Genomic DNA, 26,541 nt, shown 5'->3' with positions numbered 1-26,541 from the left:
TCAAACTCCGCTCGACTTGCATGTATTAGGCATGCCGCCAGCGTTCGTCCTGAGCCAGGATCAAACTCTCCAATAAAGTATTGAAAAGAGCGATTAGCTCATTTTGAATCTGACGAGATTATAAATCTCATTGTTGTTCCAGTTTTCATACAGCCTGATGGCATGTACCAAAAACTTTCACATTCGATCTTGCAAGCAAGATCGTTACTCACTCGTTGTTCAGTTTTCAAAGATCAAACTTTTACTCATTACCGAAACCAGTTCATTTCAGCAACTCTTATATCTTACCACTTTTCGAACCAACTTTGCAAGCTCTTTTTTCAAGTTTCTTTCGAATCTTGTATGTCTTCACTTGGCTTGCCACACGATGTAAACTGTGTTTTCTTGGCCGGAATTAGAATATACCATATTCCCACCCCAATTGTAAAGTATATATTTAAAAATTTATAATCCATAATTATGCATACCACATTTCAAAATATCCATTTCATTATTTTAGTCCTTTGTCTTCATAACTTAGCTAGACATTTTAATTACGTTTCTTCTCTCTACATTAATAGGTCTCTCTTTTAGCTTCGTAATTCACTCACTCTTCATATAAAAAAACAGCAATCCTTTAGATACGTTAAATGTATCTTAAGGATCCCTGCTTCTTCGATCATCTCACTCTTGTATTCATCTATCTCTTTCGGTGTCGTCTTACTTGGACTTGTCAGCCGTAGATTCGGAACCTTCTTTGCTCTTGGTTCCTTTGCTTTTATAAGGCTTCGGGGCACTTTTCGCACGGTTGGCACTAGCCTGCCAGCGATTCCATCCCTTTTTCCCTGTCCCCCGACCTGTACCGCCTTTACCTTTTGCTTTGCTCATGTTATCACTCCAATTAATCCTGCCTATGTCTAAAAATGATCTTTCCTCGGTCATGTTCCAATATAGCTCAGTCCACGTGATTCACTTCCAGCACTTCATATTATAGCAAACTTGAAGAGTTCACGTTTGGAAGTCGATGCTTCACACTTGAACTTTTGGTTCCTGGACCGATTTTACACTTCTCATTACACGTAAGGATAACAAGAAACAGATACCAAGAACGGCTGCAGCCGATACATAAGGATAGTTAATGTTTACATCAAATAATGCTCCCGCTACGATTGGTCCAGCAATATTGCCCAGGCTGGTATAGGCGGAATTCAATCCAGCAACGAAGCCCTGCTGCTCCTCAGCTAATTTGGACATCTGAGTACTGATGGCAGGGCGTAAAATATCCATACCAAGGAAGACGATAAACGTCACAACAACAATTAGCCAATAGGTGTGTACGAACAGAGTTAATAACACAAATACAGAAACAAACAGCAGACACACCGCAATGACTTTCTTTTCACCAAATGTATTCAGCAACCAGCCGATCAGGGATATCTGCACAACAGCACCGGCAATGGAACCAAATGTAATGATAAATGCAATATCTTTTGTCGTGAAACCAAACTTGTGATCCACAAACAAGGAAAATACTGTTTCGTAGTTAGCCAAACCAAAGGCCATAACAAATACGATGATTAGACTGAAAAAGTAAGGTTCACGGTAAGAGTTTATAAGTTGAGTCACCATACCTGGCGATTTTACTTTAGCCACACGTTTTTCTGGTGTCGTCTGCTCACTCGTGCTCCGTTCGGATTCAGGCAAAATGATGAGAGTGATAATCGCTGCAAGCAACCCGGCAACCCCAGCTGCGTAAAAAGGAACCCGTATGCCAAACTCTGCGATATAACCGCCGATTCCCGGCCCAATAATAAAACCGGTTGTGATGGCAGCATTGATCAGCCCCATCCCCTTACCACGTTCCTCTTCCGTTGTAATATCCGCTGTATAGGCCATGACCGCCGGAAAAATCATCGCTGCACCAATGCCACCCAGCATCCGGGCTGCGAAGAGCAGATAGGGAACATTAACGGCCCCGAACATAAACTCAGAAACTGCAAAGATCAACATGCCGAAAACGATAATCTTTTTACGCCCCCACTGGTCCGACCATCTGCCCGCAGCCGGAGAGAACAGAAACTGCGTGAAAGAGAATGCTGCAAACAGAAGTCCCATTGTGAACCCAGTAATGTGAAGTAAATTCATATAAGCAGGCATAATAGGCACGACCAGACCAATACCCATAAATACCAGAAAAATATTAACCATTAACAGCAGCAGCGCGCCCCTGTTACGTGTTAGCAAAGCCATATTCCATCCTCCATCGTTATTTAATTGTGCTTTTTATCTTTAGCGATCCCGTACAAAAATACACTGGCGGCCTGACGATATAAGCCAAGAGCTTGATCGGGATCCAACTTCCTTGACATTTGACTAAGCCCAATAATGGTACTTTCCAAAATTAGTGCGAGATGCTCTACATTTTGATCGTTGAACTCTCCGCTGTCTATTCCCTCCTGTATCAACTGTTTGTTAAATTGGATATGACGCTCAAACATGACAGCAATCCGCTCTTCGATATCATTCTCCTTTTTCTCTCCGGTGAAAAACTCGTCAGCGGCTTTGGTTAGAGGATGATTTATATCATCCAGGATCAGCTGTTCTGCCAACCCAAAAATCTTCTCTGTAGAAGTTTGATACAAATGTTGTTTGGCAATCCAACTCTCTTCCCACTCGCGATCCCATTCGTCAATAAGATAAAGAAAAAGCCCTTCCTTGCTTTTAAAATGATAATATATATTCCCTTTGCTACTTCCTGTTGCAGTAACGATATCTTCAATAGAAGTTGCTTTATATCCTTTTTGCACAAAAAGGGCTTTGGATGCATCCGCAAGTTTTTTCTTTGTCTGCTCGGACTGGAGCTTTTTTTTATTCAAAATTACTGCACTCCATTCTTATATACTGAACATTCGTTCTGTATCTTATCAAATTTAAAACTGATCGGCAATATAAAAAAGAAGAACCCACAATTCCGTGAGCTCTCTCTAATTTAAGATTATATTTTGTGCCCAAGTTCATTAAGTCATTCATCTTGGTGACTATTTAATACTATTGATCCTTTACTGATTTTGTCACTTTATCTTCTTACCTTGCCCATGCAATATTTTTAATTGACCATTCTCGTATCCGACCTGGTACGTCACTTTATAGCGAGTCGTTACGTACTCTCCATTCTTGCGCTCTTCAGCAGCAATCACACCGATTACTTCCACCTCTTCCTTACTTGTGCCTTTTGAAGTGATTTCCTCCAAACTAACATAGCTCGTATACGTATAGCCTTCACGGAACTTGGCGTAACTTGTGCCGCTCTGCCAGTCACTACCGAGCAACGCGTAAGCATATACATAATCACTCCTGTTTAGAGCGTCGTAAAAATCAGCAACCAATGCTTCCCCTTCGGATAAAGCCACCGAGGAGGTCTGCGAGGATGAATCACGTACCGTGTGCACGCCTTTGGCATCAGGTGAACCTTCCGACCATTGCTGAACCTGTTTCAATACACTAGTGATCGGGATGCTGAATCCGATTCCGCCTTCCTGTTTTACAACGGTGGAATTAATGCCAAGCACCGCTCCCGTCTCAGCGTTAATCAGCGGGCCCCCACTGTTTCCATTGGTAATCGGGGCAGAGATCTGATATAGATTGGTGTAAATATAAGGTGGAATCTCAAAACTGCGATCAAGCCCACTAATAATACCCGTGGTCACCGTATTTTCAAAGCCCAGTGGGCTGCCCAGGGCAAGAATCTCATCACCAACCTCCGCTTTAGATGAAGCGATTGGTAAAGGTTCCATTTTCGCAAGATCAGGAACCCGGACGACCGCCACATCCGTTTCTTCGCCAAAGCCAATCACTGTGCCGCGATATTCCTGATGATCCAGGGTGCGAATCGTCACCTCTTTGGAGCCCTCCACGACATGTGCATTGGTGATGATGTCCCCTTGATGATTATATAAAAAGCCAGAACCCTGACCATCACTGCTTTCAATCGTAACCACCTTTTTCTGACTATCTTCAATAATCTGTTTGCGGGTTCTCTTCTCCTTGGTGCCGGGCATTGTTTTTGCTTTGGGTTGATCTGCCTGCTTGGAGGAAGCAACAGCCAGTTTGGGCGCAATCGCTAACTCATCCAATGTATGCTGCTGAATCCAAAACACGCCTCCAGCTCCAGCCCCAATAATGATCGCACTGGAAATAATCGTTCCCCACACACGTTTACTCATTCTGCCGTCCTCCTACTCTACATACCAAGATGCATTCGTAACAGTTACATTCGTTGCCTCATACACCCCATAATAGTAGGTTTCAAAATATCCCTCTTCTCCTACATCTAATACCACTGGGTATACATAAGCATCTGTCTCACCGATATAATCACCATCTGAGGCATTGATACCGATCATAAGAGCCACAGACGAAATCGGGCGTGTCCCCTGATTAATAACGGATCCACTGATATACAAGTCCCCATACTCATCAAGTTCAACAGACAGATCCGTTACATATACGGCTCCTGTACGATTTCGAAGCTCCTCCTCGGCTGCTTGCTGTTCCGCAAGACGAATACGTTCTTCCTCTGCTTTTTCAAAGGCCTTCTTCTCACGCAGTACTTCATCCCGGTACTTGGTTAGCTTCTGGTCATCCGGAGCATAAGATAATCCGTTATCCACAGTTTGCAGTGCTGCCGTAAAATCACGTTTCTTCACTTGCTGCTCCGCCTGCTTGTAGCTGATGGATGCGAGCTTGTCGGTAATTTGTTTTTTCACTGCTTCGGCTTCCTCACCGGACAGCTTGGATAGCGTTTTGAGTTTATCTGCGAGTGCATCCACGGTGGTTAACTGATCAATTTCCTTTTTTACTTTCAGCACAGATAAGGTTACCTTGCGATTGTTCAAAGCTGCCTTTGCCTTATCAAACACCGGCTCTTGCCGCTTGCTTAATGATTTTTCTGCCGCTTGAATGATTTTGTCCGCTTCGGACAACTTGCCTGTCTTGAGTAGATTGGCGGATTCATCCATCTGTTTCAGCAGTTGGTTCGCTTGCTCCGTAACTTGACGATCCTGAACAAGCGCCTCTATATTCGGTCTTTGGGCGAGAGCTTTGTCCAGCAACTCCAAAGCTTCTGCATATTTCCCATTCAGCGCAGCCTGTTCCGCCTCAAGATGCAACGTCTTCACATGAGCATTAGTTAGACTCTCTTGATTATAGTAGTACGTTAGCAATGCACCCATAATTGCTGCAAGCAGCAGTGGAATGATCCACAGGAACGGACCGATGCTTTTGGGTATGCTCACCGTTCCGGATGCAGATCCATTGCGGGATTCCAGCCCCGCTGGCTCCGACCAAATTTGTTCCTCTGTAGAGCTAACTTGTTTCAAACGGATTCCGCACTTCTGGCATGTTTCTTCCCCGGAGTCATTTTTCGTCCCGCATACGTGACAGTACACCCTGATCCCTCCAAACCTCAAACGTATGTAATGATTGTTATCTGATGTTGTTCTATTGTTAATTGCCACCCTTGATACCACTCCAGAATATGAGCTGCCTAATCTCGAGGTGAATCGACATTTATCATATAGCAAAAAGGGAAAATGCACCATATACTCATGAGTTAAGTTAGGTTGGGTTAAACGAAATCAACATAGAAAACGCGCCTTGGCGAACCCGTATGGATTCAATCAAGAGCGCGTTTTTGATTATATATCATTTAGTCCAATTAAGAGAACATATCCTGTATTTTAGCTAAATAGTTAACGAATCTGGCGTTCTCTACTTTCCCATCGAGATACGAATAGTAATGCTTCAATGGAATGATTACGGCTCAAGCTGTAATTGTTCCAGGAAAGGCTTCAGGCGATCCATCACATAATGACTGCCCCCGCGGCCATTCACCTCTTCAATCACAGCTGCCAGCAGGAATGAAGGTGATTCGGTATCAAAGGTGACGAAAAATCCGTTCTCCCTCCCCTTCTCTCCCTTCTTCGCTTTCAGTTCAGTGGTTCCTGTTTTGCCAGCAAGACCACCAGCTATAGAATGAAGCGAATGTGCTGTTCCGCCTTGACGAGACACCACTTCTCTCAGTGCGTTTTTGACTGTATTCGCCACCTCTGGTGAGATGATCTCCTCAGGAGCAGAGGCTTCTTTTTGCACGATCAGCACGGGCTTCGCTAGCTTGCCTTCATTGACAAACGGCGTAAATGCAGCCGCAAGATGTATAGGTGACATTAACATCTCACCTTGACCATAAGAAGTATCAGCTAGCAACACTTCGGAGGATAAGTCTTTATTAGCCTCATTGGCATACTGACTTGGTTTCAGATACAGTTCATCTAGTCCGAAATTGTCACCGAACCCAAACTTTTCAATGCCCTTAATAAACTTGGCACTGCCCATCTCCGTCGCTTCCATTGCAAAATAAATATTGTCAGAATACACGAGGGCATCGACCATGTTCACAGGACTCAGGCTTTTCACCCGTTTAACGTAATACCCGCCCCAGCTATCGTTCTTCCGCCATTGCAGACCCTGAATATCATGGGTTTTGTCAGCTGTCGTTACACCCTCCATTAACCCTGCTGCCGCAGTAATTGCCTTGAAGGTCGAGCCTGGAGCATATCGTGTCGTCACTCGGTTAATAAAAGGAAGCTTTTCGTTGGCCGAATAGGCATCCCACTCCGCCTGAGTCAGCCCTGTAACCATTTTGTTCGGATTGTAGGAAGGTGCACTTACTAGTGCAAGCATCTCTCCGTCTTTCGGATTCATCATCACCATCGCTCCTGCATCACCGCCACCTGCCAGCGTTTGATACAGTTTTTTCTGCTGTGCAGAGCTGATCGTCAGTTGCACATCCTCGCCGTCGACCGCATCTTTACGGATCAATTCGGAACGCGTGTTACCCGCCTCATCGGTGATTTCAATTAAACCGCCACGTTCTCCGCGCAGCTGTTTCTCCATCGACTGTTCCAGTCCGGCTTTGCCAATCCAGTCCTCCGCTCGGTAATATCCTTCGGTGTCTTTCTCCAAATCTTCCTTGGTAGCCTTTCGTACGTAACCGATCAGATGAGCTGCCGCCTCACCAAGCGGATAATAACGAATTTCCTTACTTTGCAGAGAAACACCACGTAACGAATCGGGTACGTCAAACTCCTCCGTAGAACCCATAGGTACAAAAAATTCGGGCTTCACCCACGCCTGACCAAGTGCCTTTTGAATCGCTTCCACAGATACTTTGTAATGATCGGCAATACGTGCAATCATCTGATCTGGGTTCTCTCCCAGCTTCTCAGGTACAATCCCCCACTCATTCATGGTGCCTTGAGTCGCTAGCGGCAACCCATCACGATCTACAATCTTTCCACGGTTCGGGAATAGAGTCTTCACCCGAACTTTACTTCCCTTGACCATGTCATTGAGAATAAGTGATGGTTGCCAATCAATCTGCCAGATTTTGCTTCCGTCCTCAAGCTCCTGTCGAACCAGCTTTAGCGAATGTGTCTCGCTTACTTCACCCAGAAACGTTGTCAGGTGTATATCATAGTCAGCGTTATAAAGGTCAGGGTTACTTGCAGCATCTTCTGCCGTACTCTTCACCTCGTCGTCCGTCGTTGCTTCGGATTCAACCTTCGTCTCCTTCTCGGTTTCGGCACGGCTTGCGGTTTCTGTAGTTTGACTGCCACTGTCCCCCTGAGTTCCCGTTGTATTCGCTGTCTTCAACTCTACTTTAACAGCAGAGACCTGCATTCCCGAATAGATGGCATTATATTTCTCCACAAACTGTTCCTTCGTCATGCCCGCCTCGGCCAACGAAGCGGGTGACATCAATGAATAGAGCTGGTCGAACTCTTTCTTTTGTAAATGCTCTATGTATTGATTCACAACAGGCTGAGGTTTAACCTCTTCCGGTTTGTTGTTCTGCATATAAAAGTACATTCCGATGCCGCCTGCAAACAAGATAGGCAGCAATCCGTACAATAACTTACGTTTGGATTTCATGTCACATCACCTCTACTCTATACTATAGATTTCCAGCATGAATTTAACAATGCAACAAATCTGATGAATTTGTCATTATAATGTAGTTTCTCACATTTTAAAATGTTGGCGCTTAGGTTAGTATTAATAAACATACTTAAAATTGGGAGTTGAAAAAATGATTACATTTAATTACTTGGAAAATAAAAGAATGTTATTGATAAGTAGTGACCATTCAATTACGAATAATTCTAAAATTATTGAAAGCTCTTCACATCCAGTTCAATTTAAAGATAGCATTGCTTTAATATCACCTTATGAATGGGAATGTCAAGGAGAAGTTTATCTAATAAAAACAAATGAAGGTTTTGAACTTTTAAAATTACCAATTCCTTTGATGGATGATGAATCTATAAAAGCTATCGCTTGGGTTGATGAATTCAATTTACTTCTAATTATTGGTTCCCTTTGGGGTACGGTTAATATAGGAGGAGATTTGTATTCGTTCAATATCAAAAATAATGAGAGAAAATTATTAAAAACTTTCCCACTAGATATACAAGTTACTGATATTTCTATTGAAGATAGAAATATTACATTAAAAGGTATTAAATATACTGATAAAGAATTCAATCATTCAATGGTATTTATTGATAATGTTATAATATAAAAAGAGTGGTCCAACTAGGACCACTAAGATAAGTTATATTTTGAATTTCTTATAGTTCTTATCTTCTCAAGATTTTCCAAATGTTCTGTTGTTCCAATATATCTACAATAAATTTTTCTATATAACTGTTTAGTAACTCTTGAATTTTTCGACATTATCAAGAATAACTCTTCTTCATTATTTGGATCTTTAAGGATAACTCTGAAATAATATTCCAAGATATTCAGTTTAAAGCTCGAGATTAGATTCTGATAAGCCTGCTTTTGTTTATTTTTTTTTCTGCCGTAAGATTTAGAACGTCTAATTAATATTGCTCTAGTAAAAAAGACATTATAAATGTTTTCTATAAAAATTTTCCTTCTGAAAAAGTATCTATAGGAGTTGTCTTTAAGGGCAATAGTTCTAAATATTTGTTGCTCAATTGTTGAGTAACCTCTTACAAATCTCTTTCTAGGCTCGTCATTCAATTTAATATCGCTCAAAAAACTTGGTTTAGAATTATTGAGGTAATATGAACTTTTTATGTCATATAATCCAAAGACAGTCCCTCTCCTATTAAATAAATTTCTATCTTCCATAAATAAAACAAAACTAAGTAAATCATTCTTTTCCACACTTTCAGAAGGTTCAAATAAAATTTTATTTGTATCCTTAAAGTTATTAAAATTATAATAGTCCATAGATACTCTTATGTAATGGAATACTGTCCCTAATAAAATAACTACTGTAATAATATAATCTTGATTCTCTTTTAGAAGTGTTGTCCCAAAATTTTGAATTGATATAGAGACTATATAAGTAGCAACTCCAACTATAAGCCATATGTAAGTTTTCACCAAACTAATCCACGCAAAAGTAGCATAAAAAAAGAATCTTAGAAACCCCAACTCTTTTTCGAGATCATTCTCTTTATCATTCAGTAGTGTTACCCCCCCAGCAAAAAAAATAGAAATGTAAATTATGACTATAGATATTGGATGAACAACCCAAATTGTTAATAAAAACAAAATTAGATACATCACAAGTACATTCTTCAATTGATATGCTTTGTCACGAACATCTTGGGAAACTCCGAAAAAAATTATTGCTAAAGTTGTGATAAATGTAGTCAGTACATCTAAATCAAGCTGGACTAGCTTTTCCTTTAATTCTAACAACAAAATATTCCCTCATTTCATTTTATTTTAAATATTTTTTTCGAATACTTAACAAAATAATAACACATACCTCTACACACAAGGCCTATATTTATAATTTATACGTTTTAATTTAACTGAAGGGAGAGATAGATCAAAATAAAAATTTGAATCCTTTGTCATTAAAAATAGCCTTAGGCTCACATAATATGTTTAAATAAGGATAGTGAATTACATACTAAAGCTTTTTTGCGATGCAAAAGGCTGAAAAGGAGCCCGATGATGGAAATCAGCTATTTTTTACTCCCAAAAGCCGAAGTGGCCTATATCGAGTCTACCGCTTCCATGAAAGATGCTATTGAGCAGCTGGAATCGCACCACTACACCGCCATTCCTGTAATTGATCCGGATGGAAAATATGTTGCTACTCTGTCCGAAGGTGATCTGTTATGGAAAATGCGTAATACGCCTGGATTGACATTTGATACGATGGATCAAGTGCAGGTACATGAGATCAGTAATCGCATCTATAATGAATGCGTGTACATTGAAGCAGAGATGGAGGATATGCTAACTCTTGCGGCAGATCAAAACTTTGTGCCTGTAGTGGATATTGATCGTGTCTTTCTCGGAATCATTCGTCGTAAAGATATTATTGAATATTACACCCGCAACATATCTGATTAATGGCTACAGTAGTTACGTCGTGATGCTACATGAACTACATATGCTGAAATACCACTGCGAAGACGAGCTGCTTGGGCTCGTCTTGTTTATGCTTTTTTTCTAAACATAAGAGCTCTCTTACCAGGCATTCCAAATGAAGTGGTCATCTGTTTCGTGCCTCTACAGCACCGTCACATCTGAAAGTTCGAAATACCACTCCAGGAACGCGTTAAAATCCGCCCACTGCGGCTTACTCTCCCCGTTCAGGAATAGTTCAATCGACTCGCCCAGCTCAACCAGCACAACTTCTCCTGTCTGACGATTATAGAAAAATCCACCTTCCCCTTCAAAGCTGTCCAGCGGAATATAAGCCTCAGGCAATCCAAGTGTAAGTTGGGATATATGCATATCCTGCAGATATACCGTGTTCTCGATCACCCAACAGATCTGATACAGCTCCTGATGCCGACTATAAAACGTTGGTCCATCCTCTGCATGCAGGTAGAACTGTGCAAAATCCGAGTCCAGATCGATGTCCAGTTTACGCAGAGCTTCCTCGTATTCAGACGGTACATCTTCATGCCACCAGCCTTTCACGCGGCAATGTTCAATGACTTTGGTGGATAACATCACAAGCCCCCTAATTCATGTTATACGTTGTCTAATATTGCATCGTAACTCTAACGTTACTCTATTAAAAGAGTAGCATGATTATAGAGGCCTGCACAAATGACTCGAAGATCACTTGTTATCGATTATGAAGAAATCAAGGAAAGTGATGAAACTTAATGAAACTTCGCCCTCTATATTTCCGTCTAATTAGAAGACTACACACCAAAGGAGATAACTATGCGAATAAGCTGCAGCCCCGGTTTTCCAGGAAGTATGATTGGTTCCATTCATCTTAGTCCAACTGAACCTAGTTCAAAAACTCAAATTACAGCTCATATTGACCCAGAGCTGATTGCCATCCCCTATGTGACCGATCCGAATTTCGGTTCACACTTCGATGCAATGAAGATCATGGAAGGTACATATCAAGAAGAATTCCACAAGAGCTATGACGTCGAGTTTACGATCGATGTAGATCATAAAGGTTATATCACACGGTTCGAGCATACCTTCCCACTGGAGCGTTATTTCGATCTGATTCGAACCCAGTCTTATCGTGTCATTCATACGAACTGGCGTGGACAGTCTTTTCATGTAATGACCTACAGTTATATGGAAGAAGTCATTAATCCAAATAATGTTCTCTTCAGATGTACACATGCCGAAGATGTGTTCGTTGTGGCTGAGCTTGTCCCTTTTCGAGTGGGGGAAGTTGTAAAGCAGCCCAATAACCTGTTCCTTCACTTCCGCGCATTGATCTCGGCTCGGGACGACCTGTACCCTATGGATTATATGTGTCAGCCGGATTTTGATCTGCATCTGGACTGAACGAAATATTGGAAAAAGCAAGTTCTATACATAGAACTATATCGCCTAGTACCAAGGTATCATTTTATTAAAAAATATAACTAATACATCCTCTAATGTCGATAAAATACATGTAAAGTATAATTTTTACATTTTATCAACAGAAGGAGATTAGAAGATGTTTATTCAGATTCAAAAAAGAGCGTTCCATGCATGGTTATCTCTTCCTCTGGCAGGGCTATTGTTTGTACTATTAGGTGCACAGCAGACCTACGCTGCCCCGATTGACAGTCTGTTGCCTGAACGAACTGAGCAAGAGATCAATCAAAAATGGACACAATGGATGAGCAACAAGGATCAACCCGTTACATATACCCAAAAACCTTCGACTACAGCACCTTATGTGGCTGGTGTAGTTAGTGACTCTTCTCTCGAAACAGCACTCCGTGCAGCTAACTTCTATCGTTACCTGTCGGGGCTGGAGGGTGACCTTGTGCTGGATTCTGCACTTAATCTACAGGCCCAGCACGGCGCTGTACTTGTTTCCACTGGCCCACTAAGCCACTTTCCAGCGCGTCCAGCGGATATGGCTAAAGACTTTTTTGACCTCGGTGCCAAATCGGCTTCCAGTTCCAACTTGTTTGCTGCTTATGGTACTACGGGTAATCTGGCCGTTAAAAGTATTGAAGCTTACATGGATGATTCCGATGCCAGCAATATCAGTGCGTTGGGTCACCGTCGCTGGATTCTGAGTCCGCAGTTAAAGAAAGTGGGCTTCGGCGTCGCATCCCGGGACAACAAAAACTATGCGAGTCAGTTTAGCACCATGCAGGTGATGGATACTAGTCGTAACGGAAAGCTGCGTTATAACTACAGCCTGTATCCGAACAGAGGAGCATTCCCGATTGAAGCTTTCAACGCGGCGCAGGCTTGGTCTGTGCAGTTGAACCCGGACATTTTTGCAAAACCGTCCAACGCAGAAGTACAGGTAGAACTGACACGCATTTCAGACCAGAAGACCTGGAATTTCAGTGCCAAAACACCTGTCAGCAGTGATCCTTCAAAGGCGTTTTTTAATGTCAATTCCGATGGCTATGGATATAACTATGCTGTTATTTTCCGTCCAGATAACTTGAAATCACTGAAAGATGGCGACACATTTAACGTTCGCGTTACCGGATTGAAGAAAAAGGACGGTTCGAGCGCAGAGATTGTGTATCAAACCAACTTTTTCTCGATTAGTCCCACCGCAGAGGAACCTGGGACTGATCCACAGAATCCAGGCACTGATCCTCAAGACCCCGGAACGGAGCCTCAGGAGCCAGATGTGGACGATGACATCATTCTCGACAATCATCATGTGCAATTTGAATATACTGCGGATCGTACCTTAAATGTCCGTGGAACTCTCGAAGCCTATGCAGGGCAGACGTTCTCCTTCCAGATTCATGGATCTTCACCAGAGGAGAAGCTTCTCCGCACGGAAACCGTTACACTCGATGCCAATGGCCGTTTCAAACTGACAACTCGTAATCTCAGTGAATCGGATCTGAACATCTACCTACAAGTGAATCCTTATTATATGTATCTGATCCCTGTGGCCAGCAACTCTAATGTTACGTATTACTTTGAATAGAAACGGTACGGGGAAAAGCAAACACACTAAAAAATCCGGATGATAATTCATCTGGATTTTTTGATCTTTTCTAAACTCCTTGGTAATACATGTCCCTGAACTCATCTGTTTATAACACTTCTACACACCCTGACCAATTGAGAATCGAACCGATAAAATCAGGGATATCCAGCCCTTTCATCTATGGACGTCAATCACAATCAGAGCTTAATTCATTTCTCGCTCCTCTCCTCATTCTCTTTCACTCTAAATTCAACAATCTGGCGAATCAGTTCTTCTGGTAACGGTTCATCAAGTGGAAATTGGACCGAGCCCTTCGCCCCCTTAAACTTGGAGAGCTGTTCTTTGAACGCCAGAATACCACTGGGTGCAGGATAAAAACCGATATGCTTCGTATACGCGGCAAAATGAACCAGATTCCCATGCTGGGCATATGTAGGCATCTTGTAACTGATCTTCTCTTCAGCAAGCGGAGCTGCTTCACGGATAATCTGCCTTAACCTTTGTAACTTCAGTTGTACATCTGTTGGAAATGCAGCGATATATTCATCTACAAGCACCGAATGTTTTCTGTTTTGATCCATTTCGCGCTCCTTCAGCCACGAATGTTATCTTGTCCTTCGCAGCTTATCATATTGGCTCTTTTATACTTGATTTATACAAAGGAATACCATTTTTTACCTTATGAAAATATAATTTTTCCTGGAGGACACAGTACGTGTTGTTCAAATAGGCTAATTTACAGCGTCATGGCTCGGCCGTTACGCATTAGATAATCTTCTTTTTCCTTGTAATCTGGCATTATGCTCCCTACTCTCCGCCAGAAGGAGCGGTCGTGGTTCATGTGGTGAATATGACATAGCTCATGAATAATAACGTAATCTATAACCTCTGGCGGTGCCATGGCGAGGCGGTAATTGAAGGTCAGCTTTTTATCCCAGCTGCAGCTCCCCCACTTCGTAGGAGAATCCACGATATAGATTGATTTGGGTTTCACCTTCAACTCTTGTTGATAACGAGTGATTCGCTGCCCAATGATTCGTTTACATTCTGCAAAATAAAACTTTTTCAGATTCGCACGTAACTCCGCTTCGGTGTACCCCTCTACTGGTATTAATTCATGCAGGGCATAATTTTCACCAAAGAGCAGGAAGGCCCCCTTGCCTTCTTTCTCGTATTCCTTCGCCTGGGGACCGTCCAGCACCTGCTGCATCCGTTTTGACTTTTGGATAATCTCGTCTCCATGCTGCATGACGAGCTGCCGAATCACATCCTCATTTGTGCCGTTTGGCACCTTCATGGTAACCATATAGGGCAGATCCATGGTAATAGAGGCTTTTTTTCGTTTGCCGAATTCGATATGACATGTAATGATGTGTCCCTGGATTTCAATGGTAATCATGCTATACTCCATTTCTTTAAATTAAAACGCCTACTACAATCCGCCGATCCTCGAAGTAGGCTTGGTTATCTTGCTTGTTGCGACCCCATTATACTCTGTTACAGATTGTATACCAATACTCCATGATTTAAAATCTAAACGGATATTTTTATTTGTATTTTTATTCATTAATATGTATAATTATTTAAATATTCTAATCAATCCTGTTCTTATTTCGTCGTTATATTGGAGGCTGAATAAATGTATTCAAACGACTATAATCTTCGCCTGATTGAAGAACTAACCCTCAATCACTGGCAACCGTTATCGACATCACTATACGATGGGTGGGTGTTGCGTTTTGCCAAAGGATATACGAAGCGTGCCAACTCAGTTCAAGCAATCTATCCCTCCACTCTGGATGTACATGAAAAAGTGCTGGCATGTGAGCACATCTATACGTCAAACCAGTTGAATACGATATTTAAAATCACCCCATTTGTTCAACCAGAGACATTGGACCAGCTATTAGAGGATAAAGGTTATGTCGTGTTGGACCGGACCATCGTACAGCTTCGAAATCTTCAGGATCTGCAAACGCCAAAATCTGCGGACATTCACATCGACGAGCAGCTGACTGATGAATGGCTGCACCATTTTTGCCGTTTGAATGTGGTAGCCGAACAGTTCCGAGGAACTATGACACAGATGTTATTAAATCTCCGTGCAACAACAGGATTCATTACCCTGTCCGTTGACGGCCTCGTAGTGGCTTGCGGGCTTGGTGTGGTTGAGCAGGGATTCATTGGACTTCATGATATCATTACAGATCCAGCCTACCGAAACCGCGGCCTAGCAGAACAGATGATTTTGCATCTGCTGTATTGGGGAAAAAGCCAAGGTGCCGTTTCAAGCTATTTGCAAGTGGTGGCAGAAAATGCTCCCGCACGGCGATTATACACAAAGCTGGGATATACCGATGCTTATTCTTATTGGTACCGCATAAAAAATAAATAATAACATCTCCCTTGTTTGGCCCTTGATAAAAGAACCAACCTTCCCAACAAGTGAGGTGTTAGATATATTATCTGCATCAGATTACGGTTGTGTCGACAATAACGCCGAGTACATCGTAATGAAGGCAGTATAATTTTTACCGAAACCTAGTTTCTGGTAAGCAGCATACGAGAAGCCGTATAGTTCTTTTCATTGTCTTCTCTCCTTTTCCTGTTACTCCTTTACTCCATGATATACCACAAGGAGTAATATCCATCTTCATCTGGAACAGCATGTTCCAATGTAAAACCAGCCGATTCAAAACACTTTAAACAAGCCGTATTGTCAGCCTCAATTCCGGCATACCACTTCCGTATCCTGTCAAGCTCTGGCAAATTCATAGCTCTGCTAATTATGTTCTTTCCATAACCTTTCCCCCGAACTAATGGATCGACAACAATAGCAATGCTACCCGTATTGTCTTCCTCCTGTTCAATCATGATTATGCCCACAGCCTTATTGTCCGAGAACGCCATCCAAACCCCATATCCCGGGTGCTGCTCAACGTGTCCATACCATTCCGATAAAGGCAGCATCCCCTCTAAACGCTTATGGACTTCCGCATCTTCAAACCATTCCTGCAGCAATGTGAGATCACGTCTCGTTAATGGCTGAAGGATGTCAATCGATACATTACTCATATTACTCACCTCTTACCTATATTTTTGAGCCTGCATGTTATAAAGTTCGCATATCGTGTTTCGTATTTTTGATCCAGTTTGTGCAGAATGGACTCAACTCTCCCTCTTTTCATGTCCACACGAAATGTAGAATACCATTTAGGAAGAGTCTATAAAAAGCTGAGGGTCACTTCAAGAATATATGCTGTTCACAAATGTAAGGCTCTTAAATTGTTATAAATCAGATCATACTCTAGAAGGACCTGTGAATATTAAAAGCGCGTATCGATATAGATTCGATACGCGCTTCATTTATAACTTCCAAAGTTTATAATCTTTCAGCTTATCTATGGACTAACCGTACCGCCATTGGCATTCAACGTCTCTCCGCTCACATAGCTGGATTCTTGGCTAGCGAGGAATACATACGCCGGAGCCATCTCTGCAGGCTGACCTGCACGTCCCAGCGGAGTATTGCTTCCGAATTCGGCTAACTTCTCTACTGGTTGTCCACCTACAACTTGTAATGGCGTCCAAACCGGTCCTGGGGCGACCACATTCACACGAATACCTTTACTACCCACCTGTTGGGCAAGTGCTTTGCTGAAGGTGTTGATTGAAGCTTTGGTCGTGGCATAGTCCAGCAAAATCGGAGACGGCTTATACGCCTGAATTGATGATGTATTAATAATCGAACCGCCTGCCTTCATGTGTTTAACTGCTGCTTTGCAGAGCCAGAACATGGAATAGACATTCGTTTTGAACGTTGCGTCGAATTGCTCCGTGGTCAGGTCTTCGATCTGCTCTACAAACTGCTGCTTCCCTGCCACATTAGCCAGAATATCAATGCCGCCCAGTTCTCTAACGGCCGTCTCAATCAATTGCTCGCAGTATTTCTCATCCTTCAGATCACCCGGAACCGCAATGGCTTTTCGGCCAGCTTCTTCAATAAGCTGCACGACTTCCTTCGCATCCGCTTCTTCTTCCGGCAGATAGGAGAGTACAATGTCTGCGCCTTCCCGTGCGTAAGCAATTGCCGCCGCTCGGCCAATTCCGCTGTCTGCACCGGTTACTACCGCTTTACGACCTGTAAGTCGTCCGCTGCCTTTATAACTTTTTTCACCGCAATCCGGAACAGGAGTCATCTCACGCTGCAATCCAGGCTCTTCCTGCTGCTGCTTCCAGCTCGGGTTAGCCTTTGGATATTGTGTCGTTGGATCTTGAATCGAATGCTGATCTTGCGTCGCCATATTCAAATCCTCCTCGGTTCGTATTGATTTGTTGTGAATTTGATCTGTGTAAAGGTTCACTCTCTCCTTTGTAACCGAGATGTCGGACATTTAAACTGCAAAAAACACTCCTTGAACATTTTGGACCCTTCTCAGGTGACCATACGTGTTCAAAGGAGTGCTTGATTACCACTATATTAGTTTATCATCGTTATTCATCGTTGGCTTTGGACTGCCGACTGCCTATACCAAATACGTAATAACCAGCCACCACAATCGCCATAAACGTTGCACCTACAATTAGCGGCACACGAGTATCCTCGTTAAAGGCCATCCCAATTATAACTAGAATCAGGTATACAATAATAATGTAGTTGCTGATCGGGAACCATTTGGACTTAAAGGTATGCTCTGCCAGCTCCTGTCCCCAGCGCTTTCTGAAACGGAACTGGCTGAATGCTAGTGCAAACCAAGGCACCATTCCTGGAAGTACGCTTGCACTGTAGATGTATAGGAATAGCTTAGAATCTGGCATCAGATAGTTCAGTATAACTCCGATCAGAAGCAGAGAGATAGTGACCACAATACTGTTGCGGGGCACCCCACCTTTGGACAACTTTTTGAAAAAGGCCGGCGCCTGACCGTTCTCTGCGAGCGTGTATAACATTCGCCCTGCGCTATAAATCCCACTGTTACATCCCGACATTGCTGCTGTCAGCACTACGAAATTAATAATACCGGCAGCTGCAACAATGCCAACTTTGGCAAAGGTAAGTACGAATGGACTTCCTGTCTCCCCTACCTCATTCCATGGATACAGCGTAACAATGACAAAGATCGCACCAACGTAGAAAATAAGAATACGCCACACGATGTTTTTGATCGCTTTGCGTAACGTGTATTTCGGATTTTCTGCTTCACCAGCCGTAATACCGACCATCTCAACCCCTTGATACGCAGCCGTTACAATACATAGTGCAAACAGAAAACCTTTAATGCCACCTGGGAAGAATCCCCCATGACTAATCAGGTTGGACAGACCGATAGGTTGCCCTCCATTGCCCCACCCGAAGAAGATCAGACCTGTTCCGATGACAATCATCGCCACAATTGCAACCACCTTGATCATCGCAAACCAGAATTCGAATTCTCCGTAAAATTTGACAGCCGCCAAGTTGGCTGCAGCGATTATGAGAACACCGGCAAGTGCTGGAATCCATTGGGGGATATCTGGGAACCAATAACCGAAATAGATACCGATTGCCGTAACCTCGGCCATACCCACCGTGACCCACAAGAACCAGTAACTCCAGGCCGTGAGGAATCCAGCAAGTGGACCGATATATTTATGAGCAAATGTAGCAAACGAACCGGTAACCGGCTCTTGGATCAACATCTCACCCATAATGCGCATGACAAAAAAGATAATGATACCAGCCATTAAATAGGCCAGCAATACGGATGGACCTGCCCACTTGATCGTACTCGCCGATCCCATGAACAACCCGACACCAATCGTACCGCCGAGCGCAATGAGCTCAACATGGCGTGGTTTAAGTCCTCTCGATAATTCCTTTGTTTCCAAGTGATTCTCTCCTTTTCTAATAAAAAGCTTCCTCTGATAGAGGATTTCATTCAAGCCAATCTACATTAACGCAATGCAGAATTACTTCATCAAATTGTACGAAATGTGGAGCAGAAATACAATATGGATTATGAGGAAGTAAACCTCACATACAACCACAACCGATGGAAAGAGCCGAATTATTCGTTTCTAACACCCAAACTCTTTAAAAAATCATTCAAATGGCAGCATCCGATCATGCATCGTCTGGTAGCGCTGCTCTATGCTGTCGAGAACAAAAGTGTACATGAAAAAGCTATGCAGCTAAGCAACGAGTTGTTTAAGCAACATATACCAAACGCTTCTCCGCATTTAGAGGATTTTCTTCTTTTTACATCGCAGCTATGCTCTCGCTGACAACGGATCAACATACAACCATCGACAAGCAGGAGTTACTGCTGTTCTCCTCTGCATTGACTGCAATGGAGCAGGTGGAGAGTCTACAGAATGGTATCCTCACAACGTCTATGTCCGCAACGGCTACCCATATTATTATTGCCCAACAAGCCGCTATGAGTGCAGCTGCTGCTGGAGTAGCCGCAGGTGCCATCGCCTCCTCCACGCAATCATAGTTGATATCGGTATTACGAAATTGAATATTGCTATAATAATGGATTGATCATATAGCACCAACAGGTAAATAAACGATTATGCGAGTAAACCGGCATAATCGTTTTTTAAGGACAGTTACTTTTTATTTCATATGAATTAGTTCACTACACAATACCTGTATCACGAAACTCCTCAATAAAATCATTAAGCCAATTCTCGCCATAATCCAGCGCGCCCATATCACTATCAATAAAGGCCACATCCAGACCCATCACCCAGAACCTGCGAGCGATAATAAACAGGTCGACCGCCTGTTCATCTGCATCTGTGAAGCTCCGAACCGAGCGATAGCCTTTCATCAGCGCATTCCATAACTGCTGCTTCTTCTCCGAATCACCCGACTGCCGTTTCCGAATTTTCACTTGAGCCAGATCATACGCACGCCATCCCGGAGCGGCCCATTCGAAGTCATAATGAATAAACCGTTCTTGCTGCTCAAACACATTGTTGTTTCCATGCATATCGCCATGACACAAACCATAATCCAGCCCGGTACTGGAGACGGTAAGAATCTTTTCTTTTAATACGTTAGCAAACGTTTGCAGAAATGCTGCTTCCTCACAATCCTCTCCGATGTAACGCATAATTCGTTCAAGAGGCTCATCGATGAGAAATTTAATATCCAGCTCAAACCTTTCGTTACTCCGTTCCGGCTTCGACTTCGTTTCCAACTCTGAGGCCCGTTCTCGCTCCTGTTCCAACTTAATGTGATCCATAGCATGGTGCAGTTCAGCAGCAGACCGGCCAAAAGCGTAGCAGGAATCCTCATCCTCCAGATTATTTTCTGTTCCATCAATATAGTGAAAGAGCACAGCTGCTCGCTTTCCTTCAGCCGCATCCAGCATCGTATACCCGATCTGATCTTTCGTCGGGATAAAGCCTCCAACCTCTGTATGCGCACTCGAACCGAGACCTTCTTTCAGTGCAGTCAGCACGCCCAGTTCATAACGAACATCCGCTTCCACTACCTCGGTACGATATATACGCAATATATAAGTTCCTGTGCTTGTGCGTACCCGGTAAGTATCATTCAAACCTCGCAGCCAAAACTTGCATTCCTGCCACGTTCCGATATCATAATGTGCTTGTAATGCCCACTCCAGATATGCCGGACTGAGCACCGAACGTAAAGCCGTTGGATGATTAAACATAGTCAAGTTCCTTCCTGTATGATATGCAATGAATATACTTAATATATACCATACTGGGATTTATTGGAACGGTCATTAAGGAGTCGCTTCAGCGGTCACGACTTTCCACTTTTGCTGCTGCTCAGGCTTAGACTCCAACCCACAACCAGATAAAGCCGCGCACTCCCGAAAGGCAAAATGTTTGCATCCCTTACACTTCTCTTCGTTCAGATGCCTTAATGCATAAGTAATAGCTTCTCCCGTATGTTCAAACCGATGTGCCGAATCTAACCGTTCCAGCAAACCTGTTCGTCTCAGCATTTCGAGCGGCTGCTCCTGAAGACCCGACAACAGTACGATCCCGCCCGAACGTTCAAAATGCTTGATTAAACTCGCCAGATTAGCCTCGCCTGTTGTATCGATAAAAGGAACTTTCCCCATGCGTAACAATAACACGCCTGGACGCTCTGGAAGTGAATCCATAACCGATTTTTCAAACATATCCGCTGCACCAAAAAATAACGGCCCTTCGATCGTATACAGGCTGATCTGTGGACAATCATGTCCCTCCCGTACCATGTGAGCCATGACCTTCTTATGTTTATGATCTGGATCGGGCAGTACCTTGGCCACTTTCAACATCTCACTCATTCGTTTCACAAACAGAATGACCGCCAGTATCAATCCCACCTCAACCGCAGTCGTAAGGCTCGCAAATACTGTAAGGAGAAAGGTCAGCAGCAGCACAAGCGAATCCCCCGTTCTGGTTCGCAATACATAAGCAAAGGATTTTCGTTCACTCATATTCCAGGCTACCAGCATCAGAACAGGTGCCATGCTGGCAAGCGGAATATGGGATGCATACGGTGCAAACAGAATCAGAACGAGCAGAACAACAACACCATGGATCACGCCGGACAATGGAGATACCGCACCGGATTTAATATTCGTTGCCGTACGTGCAATCGCTCCTGTCGCTGGGATACCACCAAAGAGTGGTGTAACAAGGTTGGCAACCCCCTGCCCAATCAGTTCCCGGTTGCTGTTATGACGACTGCCCGTCATGCCATCGGCGACAACGGCGGACAACAGCGATTCAATACCACCCAGCATAGCAATGACAAAAGCAGGCTGCAGCAAATTCACGATACGTTCCCATGTGATCTCCGGCAGATGAAACCCAGGTAAAGTCCCCGGAATCTCTCCAAAGGATGAGCCTATCGTAGCTACCTGATCTTTAAAAAAGATAGCGGCGATAACAGTCGAACAAATCAGACCCAGCAGTGAAGCAGGCATTTTAGGAGCAAATTTCGGCACAAGCAGAAGAACAGCCAGGCACACCCCCGCTGTCAGCAAACTGTATATATTAATCGTGCTGATGTGCATCCCGATCTCCTTCATATTGGAGTAAAAATCCTCGTGTTTTGTGACGCCCGTAAGTCCCAACACATTCACAATCTGTCCACTAAAGATCAGCACGGCAATACCTGCCGTAAAGCCAATCGTCACGGGTCTTGGAATGAATTTAATTAATGCCCCCAGCTTGAACATACCCATCACAATGAGCATCAGTCCAGCCATCATGCCAGCAATCAGCAAATTTTCGTAACCATACTGCATGACAATGGCAAAAAGGATTGGGATAAACGCCCCCGTAGGCCCACCAATCTGAAATTTGGAACCGCCTAACAGTGAAATCAAGATCCCCGCAATGATGGTTGTATACAATCCATATTCCGGCTTAACGCCTGAAGCGATGGCAAAAGCCATACCAAGCGGAATCGCTATAATACCTACAATCAGCCCCGATACCAGATCCTTACGAAAATCAGCCATTCGATAACCCGCATATCTTCCGATGCCTTTCATGCTCCATAACCTTCTTTTCTTCATATATTTGAATATTTGAATATAAAGCAAACACTACTCCCTGATATATGCCGTGTCAATCGCAAATATCACACTTTCGCAGGATTGAGGCTCGTATACAATCCTCGTATACAATGAAACCAAAAAACAAGAGTTTCCGCATGATCCACGGTTGCTCTTGTTCTCTGTGTCAACTGTCTTTGCGCATATCCTTCAACATGGAGATCGCATCGACCAAATGGTTATCAAAAATTTGTTTGGCAACTACCAGCAAATCTTTAATCAGCGGATCACGAAGGGAGTAGGTGACTGTAGTACCTTCCTTCCTGCCCTGTACTACATTTTTGCTGCGCAGTACAGCCAGCTGCTGGGAGACCGCAGAACCTTCCGTTCCAAGAATGCTTTGCAGTTCATTGACGCTTTTGTCGCCTTCACTAAGCAACTCCAAAATGCGAATGCGCATCGGATGTGCCAATGCTTTGAAGAAATCGGCTTTGAAATGCTGCACGCTCTGATTCATACCCTTTGCTCCTTCAATCGAACTTATCAACATGCTCATATCATACCATACAACGAGGTTCAGACTTCCATTCACGTGATATGATAAGATGAAAAAGCAAGTAGATTATACGGCGCAAGCGAGCGGTAAACATGTCTAAATCATCCGAATATGCACCTTCTGGCGCTCCTATTCTTCGTTATAAAGATATGGAGCGTGAGTGGCAATCTACTTCTTATGTAGAATCCGATTTGAAGAACATCATGTGAACGAAATTTTGGACGTAAGCCGAGTCAATACCTGCGAGGATGCCTGATATTCATCATTCATTCGTATGATCTTCATAACGAACATAAAAAGCTCAATCCTTTGCGCATCTGCTGCTGGATTGAGCTTTCTTGTGTTGATATTTTGTTAATCCTCACACATTAGTACGAGCCATATTCGAACCAGTCAAAGTCGGCTACCTGATCGGAAGACTTACCATTACTGCTGCTGAACATGCCGATACAGCACCCAACAAAACCGCCAGCGACTTCCGTGCTCAAGCTGGTCGTATCCACTCGGTCTGCAACCAGATGATACTCACTGCCATCAGTACTGTAATAAAAGCTAAGTTGCTGTCCAAGTGCAGCCATCTTGATGTATACACGAGGAACATCCCCATCCAGCACAACTCGAGCAATCTGTGTTTCCTCACCACCAAGCCAAGTCATTACTCGCAGTACCTGCTGTTTCCCTTCTAATGCTCGTTCGATCCGCACATGATACTGGTCATTCTGGATAACTACAAGTCCCGCCGTTTCATAATCATGTTGCGGCTCAAATTCCATCGCAGTTGCAGCTACATAATTCATATGTCTCTGCCGCACACAGACGAAGCTGGAGTTGTCCAATTCTTTCAATGTTTGCGGTTTCAACTTCAAACGTAAGTATCCTTTGCGTTCAGTTAACGAATACAGATCTTCCTGAGGATTCCGCAGGAACATCCACTGCAAGCCCAGACGATCATGATCAAAATGATCACATCGTAATTCTGGCTCAACAGGTGCTGCCGGCAGGTTAAGTACACCATGCTCCTCCAGCTTGCCAAGCCCTCGGTTAACGACAGGCCAGCCATCTTCCCACTCGACCGAGGCAATGAATGTCTCACGACCGAGATTGCTAAAATCTCCACCATACGGCCTCGAAGCTAGCATGACCATGAACCACTCACCATTGGGTGCCTGTACAAGATCAGCATGTCCTACATTGATTACGGGATAATGCTTGCCCATATGACGATGGGTAATAATCGGGTTATTCGGATTACCCACATACCCTTCGGTCAGACTACTGCTGCGTGCAATAGTTACCGCATGGTTCAGACCTGTGCCTCCTTCTGCAATCATCAGATAGTAGTACTCACCTATTTTGTACAGATGCGGGCCTTCCGGCCAGATCACATCGACCATCGCTCCGCGCCATAGAACATAGCTGTCTCCCACCAGTCTCATGCTGCCCAGATCCAATTCACGCAGCCACACTTCCCAGTTTCCATCATAACGAACTCCCTCGGAACAAGGGCGTGTCCCCACATAATACACTTTGCCGTCTTCATCGAAGAAAATGGTTGGATCAATACCCTCTGCGCCTTCAATAAAATAAGGATCAGACCACGGCCCTGCCGGGTCTACAGCGGTTACAACAAAATTCCCACCATGGGATACATTCGTTGTGATCATGTAGAAGAGCCCATCGTGATACCGAAGTGTCGGTGCAAAAATACCCTGAGAATGGCCTGCTCCTTGTAGATTGAGCTGTGAGGCACGATTCAGCACATTCCCAATCTGCTTCCAGTGAACCAGATCACGGCTATGGAAGATCGGTACGCCGGGAAAATAGGCAAACGTCGAGGTAACCAGATAAAAATCGTCTCCCACCCGGCAGACGGATGGATCTGGATAAAAGCCGGGCATAATTGGATTGTGAAACGCACATTGCTCGCCTTGGTTTGCATTGTTCATTCTTTTACCCCTCCAATGGTAGGTCCAGTGACAACATATTTTGCAAGATCGGATAATTCAACATGATAGGCATCCCGCTGATGATGTTGAATCAGTTCTAGATCGTTATTGAAGGATACGGAAACCATGTTTAAAAAAGGATATAACGGAACAAGCATAACAAGCAACATAAATATGCTATTCATTGACGAAAATTCAGAGTTATCCCGGCTTCATATTAACACCTTACATATTTACGTTTAAATCCAAGCTGATTGCGATCCATTGCCTTTTGAATATTATCGGAGGCACTGATCAGCTTGCTCTTCGGCTTGCCTAGGCTCACCTCCAAAGGACCTACCTTCTGGGCTGTTTCTACGGCCAGATCATGCAGCGGCACATACGACATAGCAACGGTGTAGATGAATAGATTCATCGCTATTTTCGCCCGTTCGGGAGCGGTGTGGATGGTTTGCTCTACTTGGCCAAGCATCTGTCTAAGTTTATCTTCCTCAAATTCGGCATCCTTGCGGCTACCCAAAAGCCAGCAATAACAGCTCCATCCACCGGACATTCGTAGCTCTTCTCCGCTGGCAATCCAAGTATCTGCAACGTCTTGGGCAATATCCGTCTCCGCCAGAGTTACAGCAACGACATAATCGGAAAGCATATAGAAATATGCCGCATCCATCCACCGCTCAAAATCAGCATGAGTCATCGCTTGGGGATCAGCAATAACGCCTGCAAAATACATGGCATCGTAATTGCCTGTCGCATACAACTGCTCCGCAAGTGGCTGATTTTTCTTAATCTGCTTAGCCATCGGCTTCATCGCTCCAGTGGCAACACCGAACAAAGGTTCATGTGCACCATTGGACAGATAGATTTTTTTCGTGCGTTCCTTGCCTAAGGCTTCAAGTTCTTGCATGACCTCGTTTATATTCATGTGAGTATCTCCTTTTATAATGAATAAGTTTACACGTGCATTCCGGTGACGGAATCCCTCCACGTTATGGATTGTAATCACTTTTATCAGTCTAGCACATCAGGCCGTACACC

Annotated in this window: 26 protein-coding genes and 1 rRNA gene; 7 read left to right on the top strand and 20 right to left on the bottom strand. The window is 43.7% G+C overall.

Annotation, left to right across the window (positions count from 1 at the left end; all coding sequences use genetic code 11):
• The 7 genes from PQG66_RS23425 to PQG66_RS23395 all read right to left on the bottom strand — a co-directional run.
• Nucleotides 1-76: ribosomal RNA gene (locus PQG66_RS23425) — 16S ribosomal RNA — on the bottom strand; the annotation flags it as partial.
• A gap of 623 nt (nucleotides 77-699) precedes the next feature.
• Nucleotides 700-867, bottom strand: a complete 168-nt coding sequence (locus PQG66_RS23420) for a DUF3934 family protein (RefSeq protein ID WP_272040245.1) — start codon at nucleotides 865-867, stop codon at nucleotides 700-702.
• 141 nt (nucleotides 868-1,008) lie between these two features.
• Nucleotides 1,009-2,229, bottom strand: coding sequence for an MFS transporter (locus PQG66_RS23415; protein ID WP_272040244.1), 1,221 nt, complete (start codon nucleotides 2,227-2,229; stop codon nucleotides 1,009-1,011).
• A 20-nt stretch (nucleotides 2,230-2,249) separates the two neighbouring features.
• On the bottom strand, nucleotides 2,250-2,855 hold the full coding sequence (locus PQG66_RS23410; RefSeq protein WP_272040243.1) for a TetR/AcrR family transcriptional regulator: 606 nt from the start codon (nucleotides 2,853-2,855) through the stop codon (nucleotides 2,250-2,252).
• Between the two features lie 195 nt (nucleotides 2,856-3,050).
• Nucleotides 3,051-4,202 carry a S1C family serine protease gene (locus PQG66_RS23405; RefSeq protein WP_272040242.1) on the bottom strand — a complete coding sequence of 384 codons (1,152 nt, stop codon included), beginning with the start codon at nucleotides 4,200-4,202 and terminating at the stop codon, nucleotides 3,051-3,053.
• Between the two features lie 12 nt (nucleotides 4,203-4,214).
• Nucleotides 4,215-5,357, bottom strand: a complete 1,143-nt coding sequence (locus PQG66_RS23400; RefSeq protein WP_272040241.1) for a hypothetical protein — start codon at nucleotides 5,355-5,357, stop codon at nucleotides 4,215-4,217.
• Between the two features lie 436 nt (nucleotides 5,358-5,793).
• Nucleotides 5,794-7,971, bottom strand: a complete 2,178-nt coding sequence (locus tag PQG66_RS23395) for a penicillin-binding transpeptidase domain-containing protein (RefSeq protein WP_272040240.1) — start codon at nucleotides 7,969-7,971, stop codon at nucleotides 5,794-5,796.
• 157 nt (nucleotides 7,972-8,128) lie between these two features.
• Here PQG66_RS23395 and PQG66_RS23390 point away from each other — a divergent pair, with 157 nt between their 5' ends.
• Nucleotides 8,129-8,620 (top strand): DUF4652 domain-containing protein, encoded by a 492-nt coding sequence (locus tag PQG66_RS23390; protein ID WP_272040239.1) that lies wholly within the window; start codon nucleotides 8,129-8,131, stop codon nucleotides 8,618-8,620.
• A 23-nt stretch (nucleotides 8,621-8,643) separates the two neighbouring features.
• Here the strand turns inward: PQG66_RS23390 and PQG66_RS23385 are convergent, their stop codons facing one another.
• The gene (locus PQG66_RS23385; protein WP_272040238.1) at nucleotides 8,644-9,780 is read right to left on the bottom strand and encodes a hypothetical protein; all 1,137 of its coding nucleotides are present in this window, start codon (nucleotides 9,778-9,780) and stop codon (nucleotides 8,644-8,646) included.
• A gap of 258 nt (nucleotides 9,781-10,038) precedes the next feature.
• Between PQG66_RS23385 and PQG66_RS23380 the strand changes: the two genes are divergently transcribed.
• Nucleotides 10,039-10,443: a CBS domain-containing protein gene (locus tag PQG66_RS23380; RefSeq protein WP_272040252.1), complete on the top strand. Its 405-nt coding sequence runs from the start codon at nucleotides 10,039-10,041 to the stop codon at nucleotides 10,441-10,443.
• Between the two features lie 159 nt (nucleotides 10,444-10,602).
• Here the strand turns inward: PQG66_RS23380 and PQG66_RS23375 are convergent, their stop codons facing one another.
• Nucleotides 10,603-11,052 carry an SMI1/KNR4 family protein gene (locus PQG66_RS23375; protein ID WP_272040237.1) on the bottom strand — a complete coding sequence of 150 codons (450 nt, stop codon included), beginning with the start codon at nucleotides 11,050-11,052 and terminating at the stop codon, nucleotides 10,603-10,605.
• Nucleotides 11,053-11,271: 219 nt separating this feature from the next.
• Between PQG66_RS23375 and PQG66_RS23370 the strand changes: the two genes are divergently transcribed.
• Both PQG66_RS23370 and PQG66_RS23365 read left to right on the top strand, forming a co-directional pair.
• The gene (locus PQG66_RS23370; protein ID WP_272040236.1) at nucleotides 11,272-11,862 is read left to right on the top strand and encodes a hypothetical protein; all 591 of its coding nucleotides are present in this window, start codon (nucleotides 11,272-11,274) and stop codon (nucleotides 11,860-11,862) included.
• A gap of 157 nt (nucleotides 11,863-12,019) precedes the next feature.
• The gene (locus PQG66_RS23365; RefSeq protein ID WP_272040235.1) at nucleotides 12,020-13,477 is read left to right on the top strand and encodes a CAP domain-containing protein; all 1,458 of its coding nucleotides are present in this window, start codon (nucleotides 12,020-12,022) and stop codon (nucleotides 13,475-13,477) included.
• A 212-nt stretch (nucleotides 13,478-13,689) separates the two neighbouring features.
• On the opposite strand, the gene PQG66_RS23360 is transcribed toward PQG66_RS23365, so the two are convergent.
• Nucleotides 13,690-14,061, bottom strand: coding sequence for an iron chaperone (locus tag PQG66_RS23360; RefSeq protein WP_272040234.1), 372 nt, complete (start codon nucleotides 14,059-14,061; stop codon nucleotides 13,690-13,692).
• Between the two features lie 155 nt (nucleotides 14,062-14,216).
• Entirely contained in the window at nucleotides 14,217-14,876 is a 660-nt protein-coding gene (locus PQG66_RS23355) for a M48 family metallopeptidase (RefSeq protein WP_442955163.1), read from the bottom strand.
• 243 nt (nucleotides 14,877-15,119) lie between these two features.
• Here PQG66_RS23355 and PQG66_RS23350 point away from each other — a divergent pair, with 243 nt between their 5' ends.
• Nucleotides 15,120-15,875: a GNAT family N-acetyltransferase gene (locus PQG66_RS23350; protein ID WP_272040232.1), complete on the top strand. Its 756-nt coding sequence runs from the start codon at nucleotides 15,120-15,122 to the stop codon at nucleotides 15,873-15,875.
• A 221-nt stretch (nucleotides 15,876-16,096) separates the two neighbouring features.
• Here PQG66_RS23350 and PQG66_RS23345 read toward each other — a convergent pair whose 3' ends face one another.
• Nucleotides 16,097-16,555, bottom strand: a complete 459-nt coding sequence (locus tag PQG66_RS23345; protein WP_272040231.1) for a GNAT family N-acetyltransferase — start codon at nucleotides 16,553-16,555, stop codon at nucleotides 16,097-16,099.
• An 87-nt stretch (nucleotides 16,556-16,642) separates the two neighbouring features.
• Between PQG66_RS23345 and PQG66_RS23340 the strand changes: the two genes are divergently transcribed.
• Nucleotides 16,643-16,774, top strand: coding sequence for a LuxR C-terminal-related transcriptional regulator (locus tag PQG66_RS23340; protein ID WP_334220803.1), 132 nt, complete (start codon nucleotides 16,643-16,645; stop codon nucleotides 16,772-16,774).
• Nucleotides 16,775-16,881: 107 nt separating this feature from the next.
• Here PQG66_RS23340 and PQG66_RS23335 read toward each other — a convergent pair whose 3' ends face one another.
• Both PQG66_RS23335 and PQG66_RS23330 read right to left on the bottom strand, forming a co-directional pair.
• Entirely contained in the window at nucleotides 16,882-17,784 is a 903-nt protein-coding gene (locus PQG66_RS23335; RefSeq protein ID WP_272040229.1) for an SDR family oxidoreductase, read from the bottom strand.
• Nucleotides 17,785-17,974: 190 nt separating this feature from the next.
• Nucleotides 17,975-19,348: an amino acid permease gene (locus PQG66_RS23330; protein ID WP_272040228.1), complete on the bottom strand. Its 1,374-nt coding sequence runs from the start codon at nucleotides 19,346-19,348 to the stop codon at nucleotides 17,975-17,977.
• Nucleotides 19,349-19,731: 383 nt separating this feature from the next.
• On the opposite strand from PQG66_RS23330, the gene PQG66_RS23325 reads away from it, so the two are divergent.
• Nucleotides 19,732-19,959, top strand: coding sequence for a hypothetical protein (locus PQG66_RS23325; protein WP_272040227.1), 228 nt, complete (start codon nucleotides 19,732-19,734; stop codon nucleotides 19,957-19,959).
• A 144-nt stretch (nucleotides 19,960-20,103) separates the two neighbouring features.
• Here PQG66_RS23325 and PQG66_RS23320 read toward each other — a convergent pair whose 3' ends face one another.
• The 6 genes from PQG66_RS23320 to PQG66_RS23295 all read right to left on the bottom strand — a co-directional run bounded on the left by PQG66_RS23320 (nucleotide 20,104) and on the right by PQG66_RS23295 (nucleotide 26,428).
• Nucleotides 20,104-21,150, bottom strand: a complete 1,047-nt coding sequence (locus PQG66_RS23320) for a phosphotransferase (RefSeq protein ID WP_272040226.1) — start codon at nucleotides 21,148-21,150, stop codon at nucleotides 20,104-20,106.
• Between the two features lie 75 nt (nucleotides 21,151-21,225).
• Nucleotides 21,226-22,998 (bottom strand): SulP family inorganic anion transporter, encoded by a 1,773-nt coding sequence (locus PQG66_RS23315; RefSeq protein ID WP_272040225.1) that lies wholly within the window; start codon nucleotides 22,996-22,998, stop codon nucleotides 21,226-21,228.
• 190 nt (nucleotides 22,999-23,188) lie between these two features.
• Nucleotides 23,189-23,518, bottom strand: a complete 330-nt coding sequence (locus PQG66_RS23310; protein ID WP_272040251.1) for an ArsR/SmtB family transcription factor — start codon at nucleotides 23,516-23,518, stop codon at nucleotides 23,189-23,191.
• Nucleotides 23,519-23,925: 407 nt separating this feature from the next.
• Entirely contained in the window at nucleotides 23,926-25,503 is a 1,578-nt protein-coding gene (locus PQG66_RS23305; protein ID WP_272040224.1) for a glycoside hydrolase family 43 protein, read from the bottom strand.
• Complete coding sequence (locus tag PQG66_RS23300; protein WP_272040223.1) at nucleotides 25,500-25,688, bottom strand: hypothetical protein; 189 nt, start codon at nucleotides 25,686-25,688, stop codon at nucleotides 25,500-25,502. The genes PQG66_RS23305 and PQG66_RS23300 overlap by 4 nt, the downstream gene beginning before the upstream one ends.
• 32 nt (nucleotides 25,689-25,720) lie before the next feature.
• The gene (locus tag PQG66_RS23295; protein ID WP_272040222.1) at nucleotides 25,721-26,428 is read right to left on the bottom strand and encodes a DNA alkylation repair protein; all 708 of its coding nucleotides are present in this window, start codon (nucleotides 26,426-26,428) and stop codon (nucleotides 25,721-25,723) included.
• Between the last annotated feature and the right edge of the window lie 113 nt (nucleotides 26,429-26,541).

Origin of the sequence: Paenibacillus sp. JJ-100 (assembly GCF_948329825.1) — a bacterium.
Taxonomy (GTDB): Bacteria; Bacillota; Bacilli; order Paenibacillales; family Paenibacillaceae; genus Paenibacillus.
Note: the sequence above shows the minus strand (reverse complement) of the source record. Positions and strands in the feature narration are given on the sequence as shown.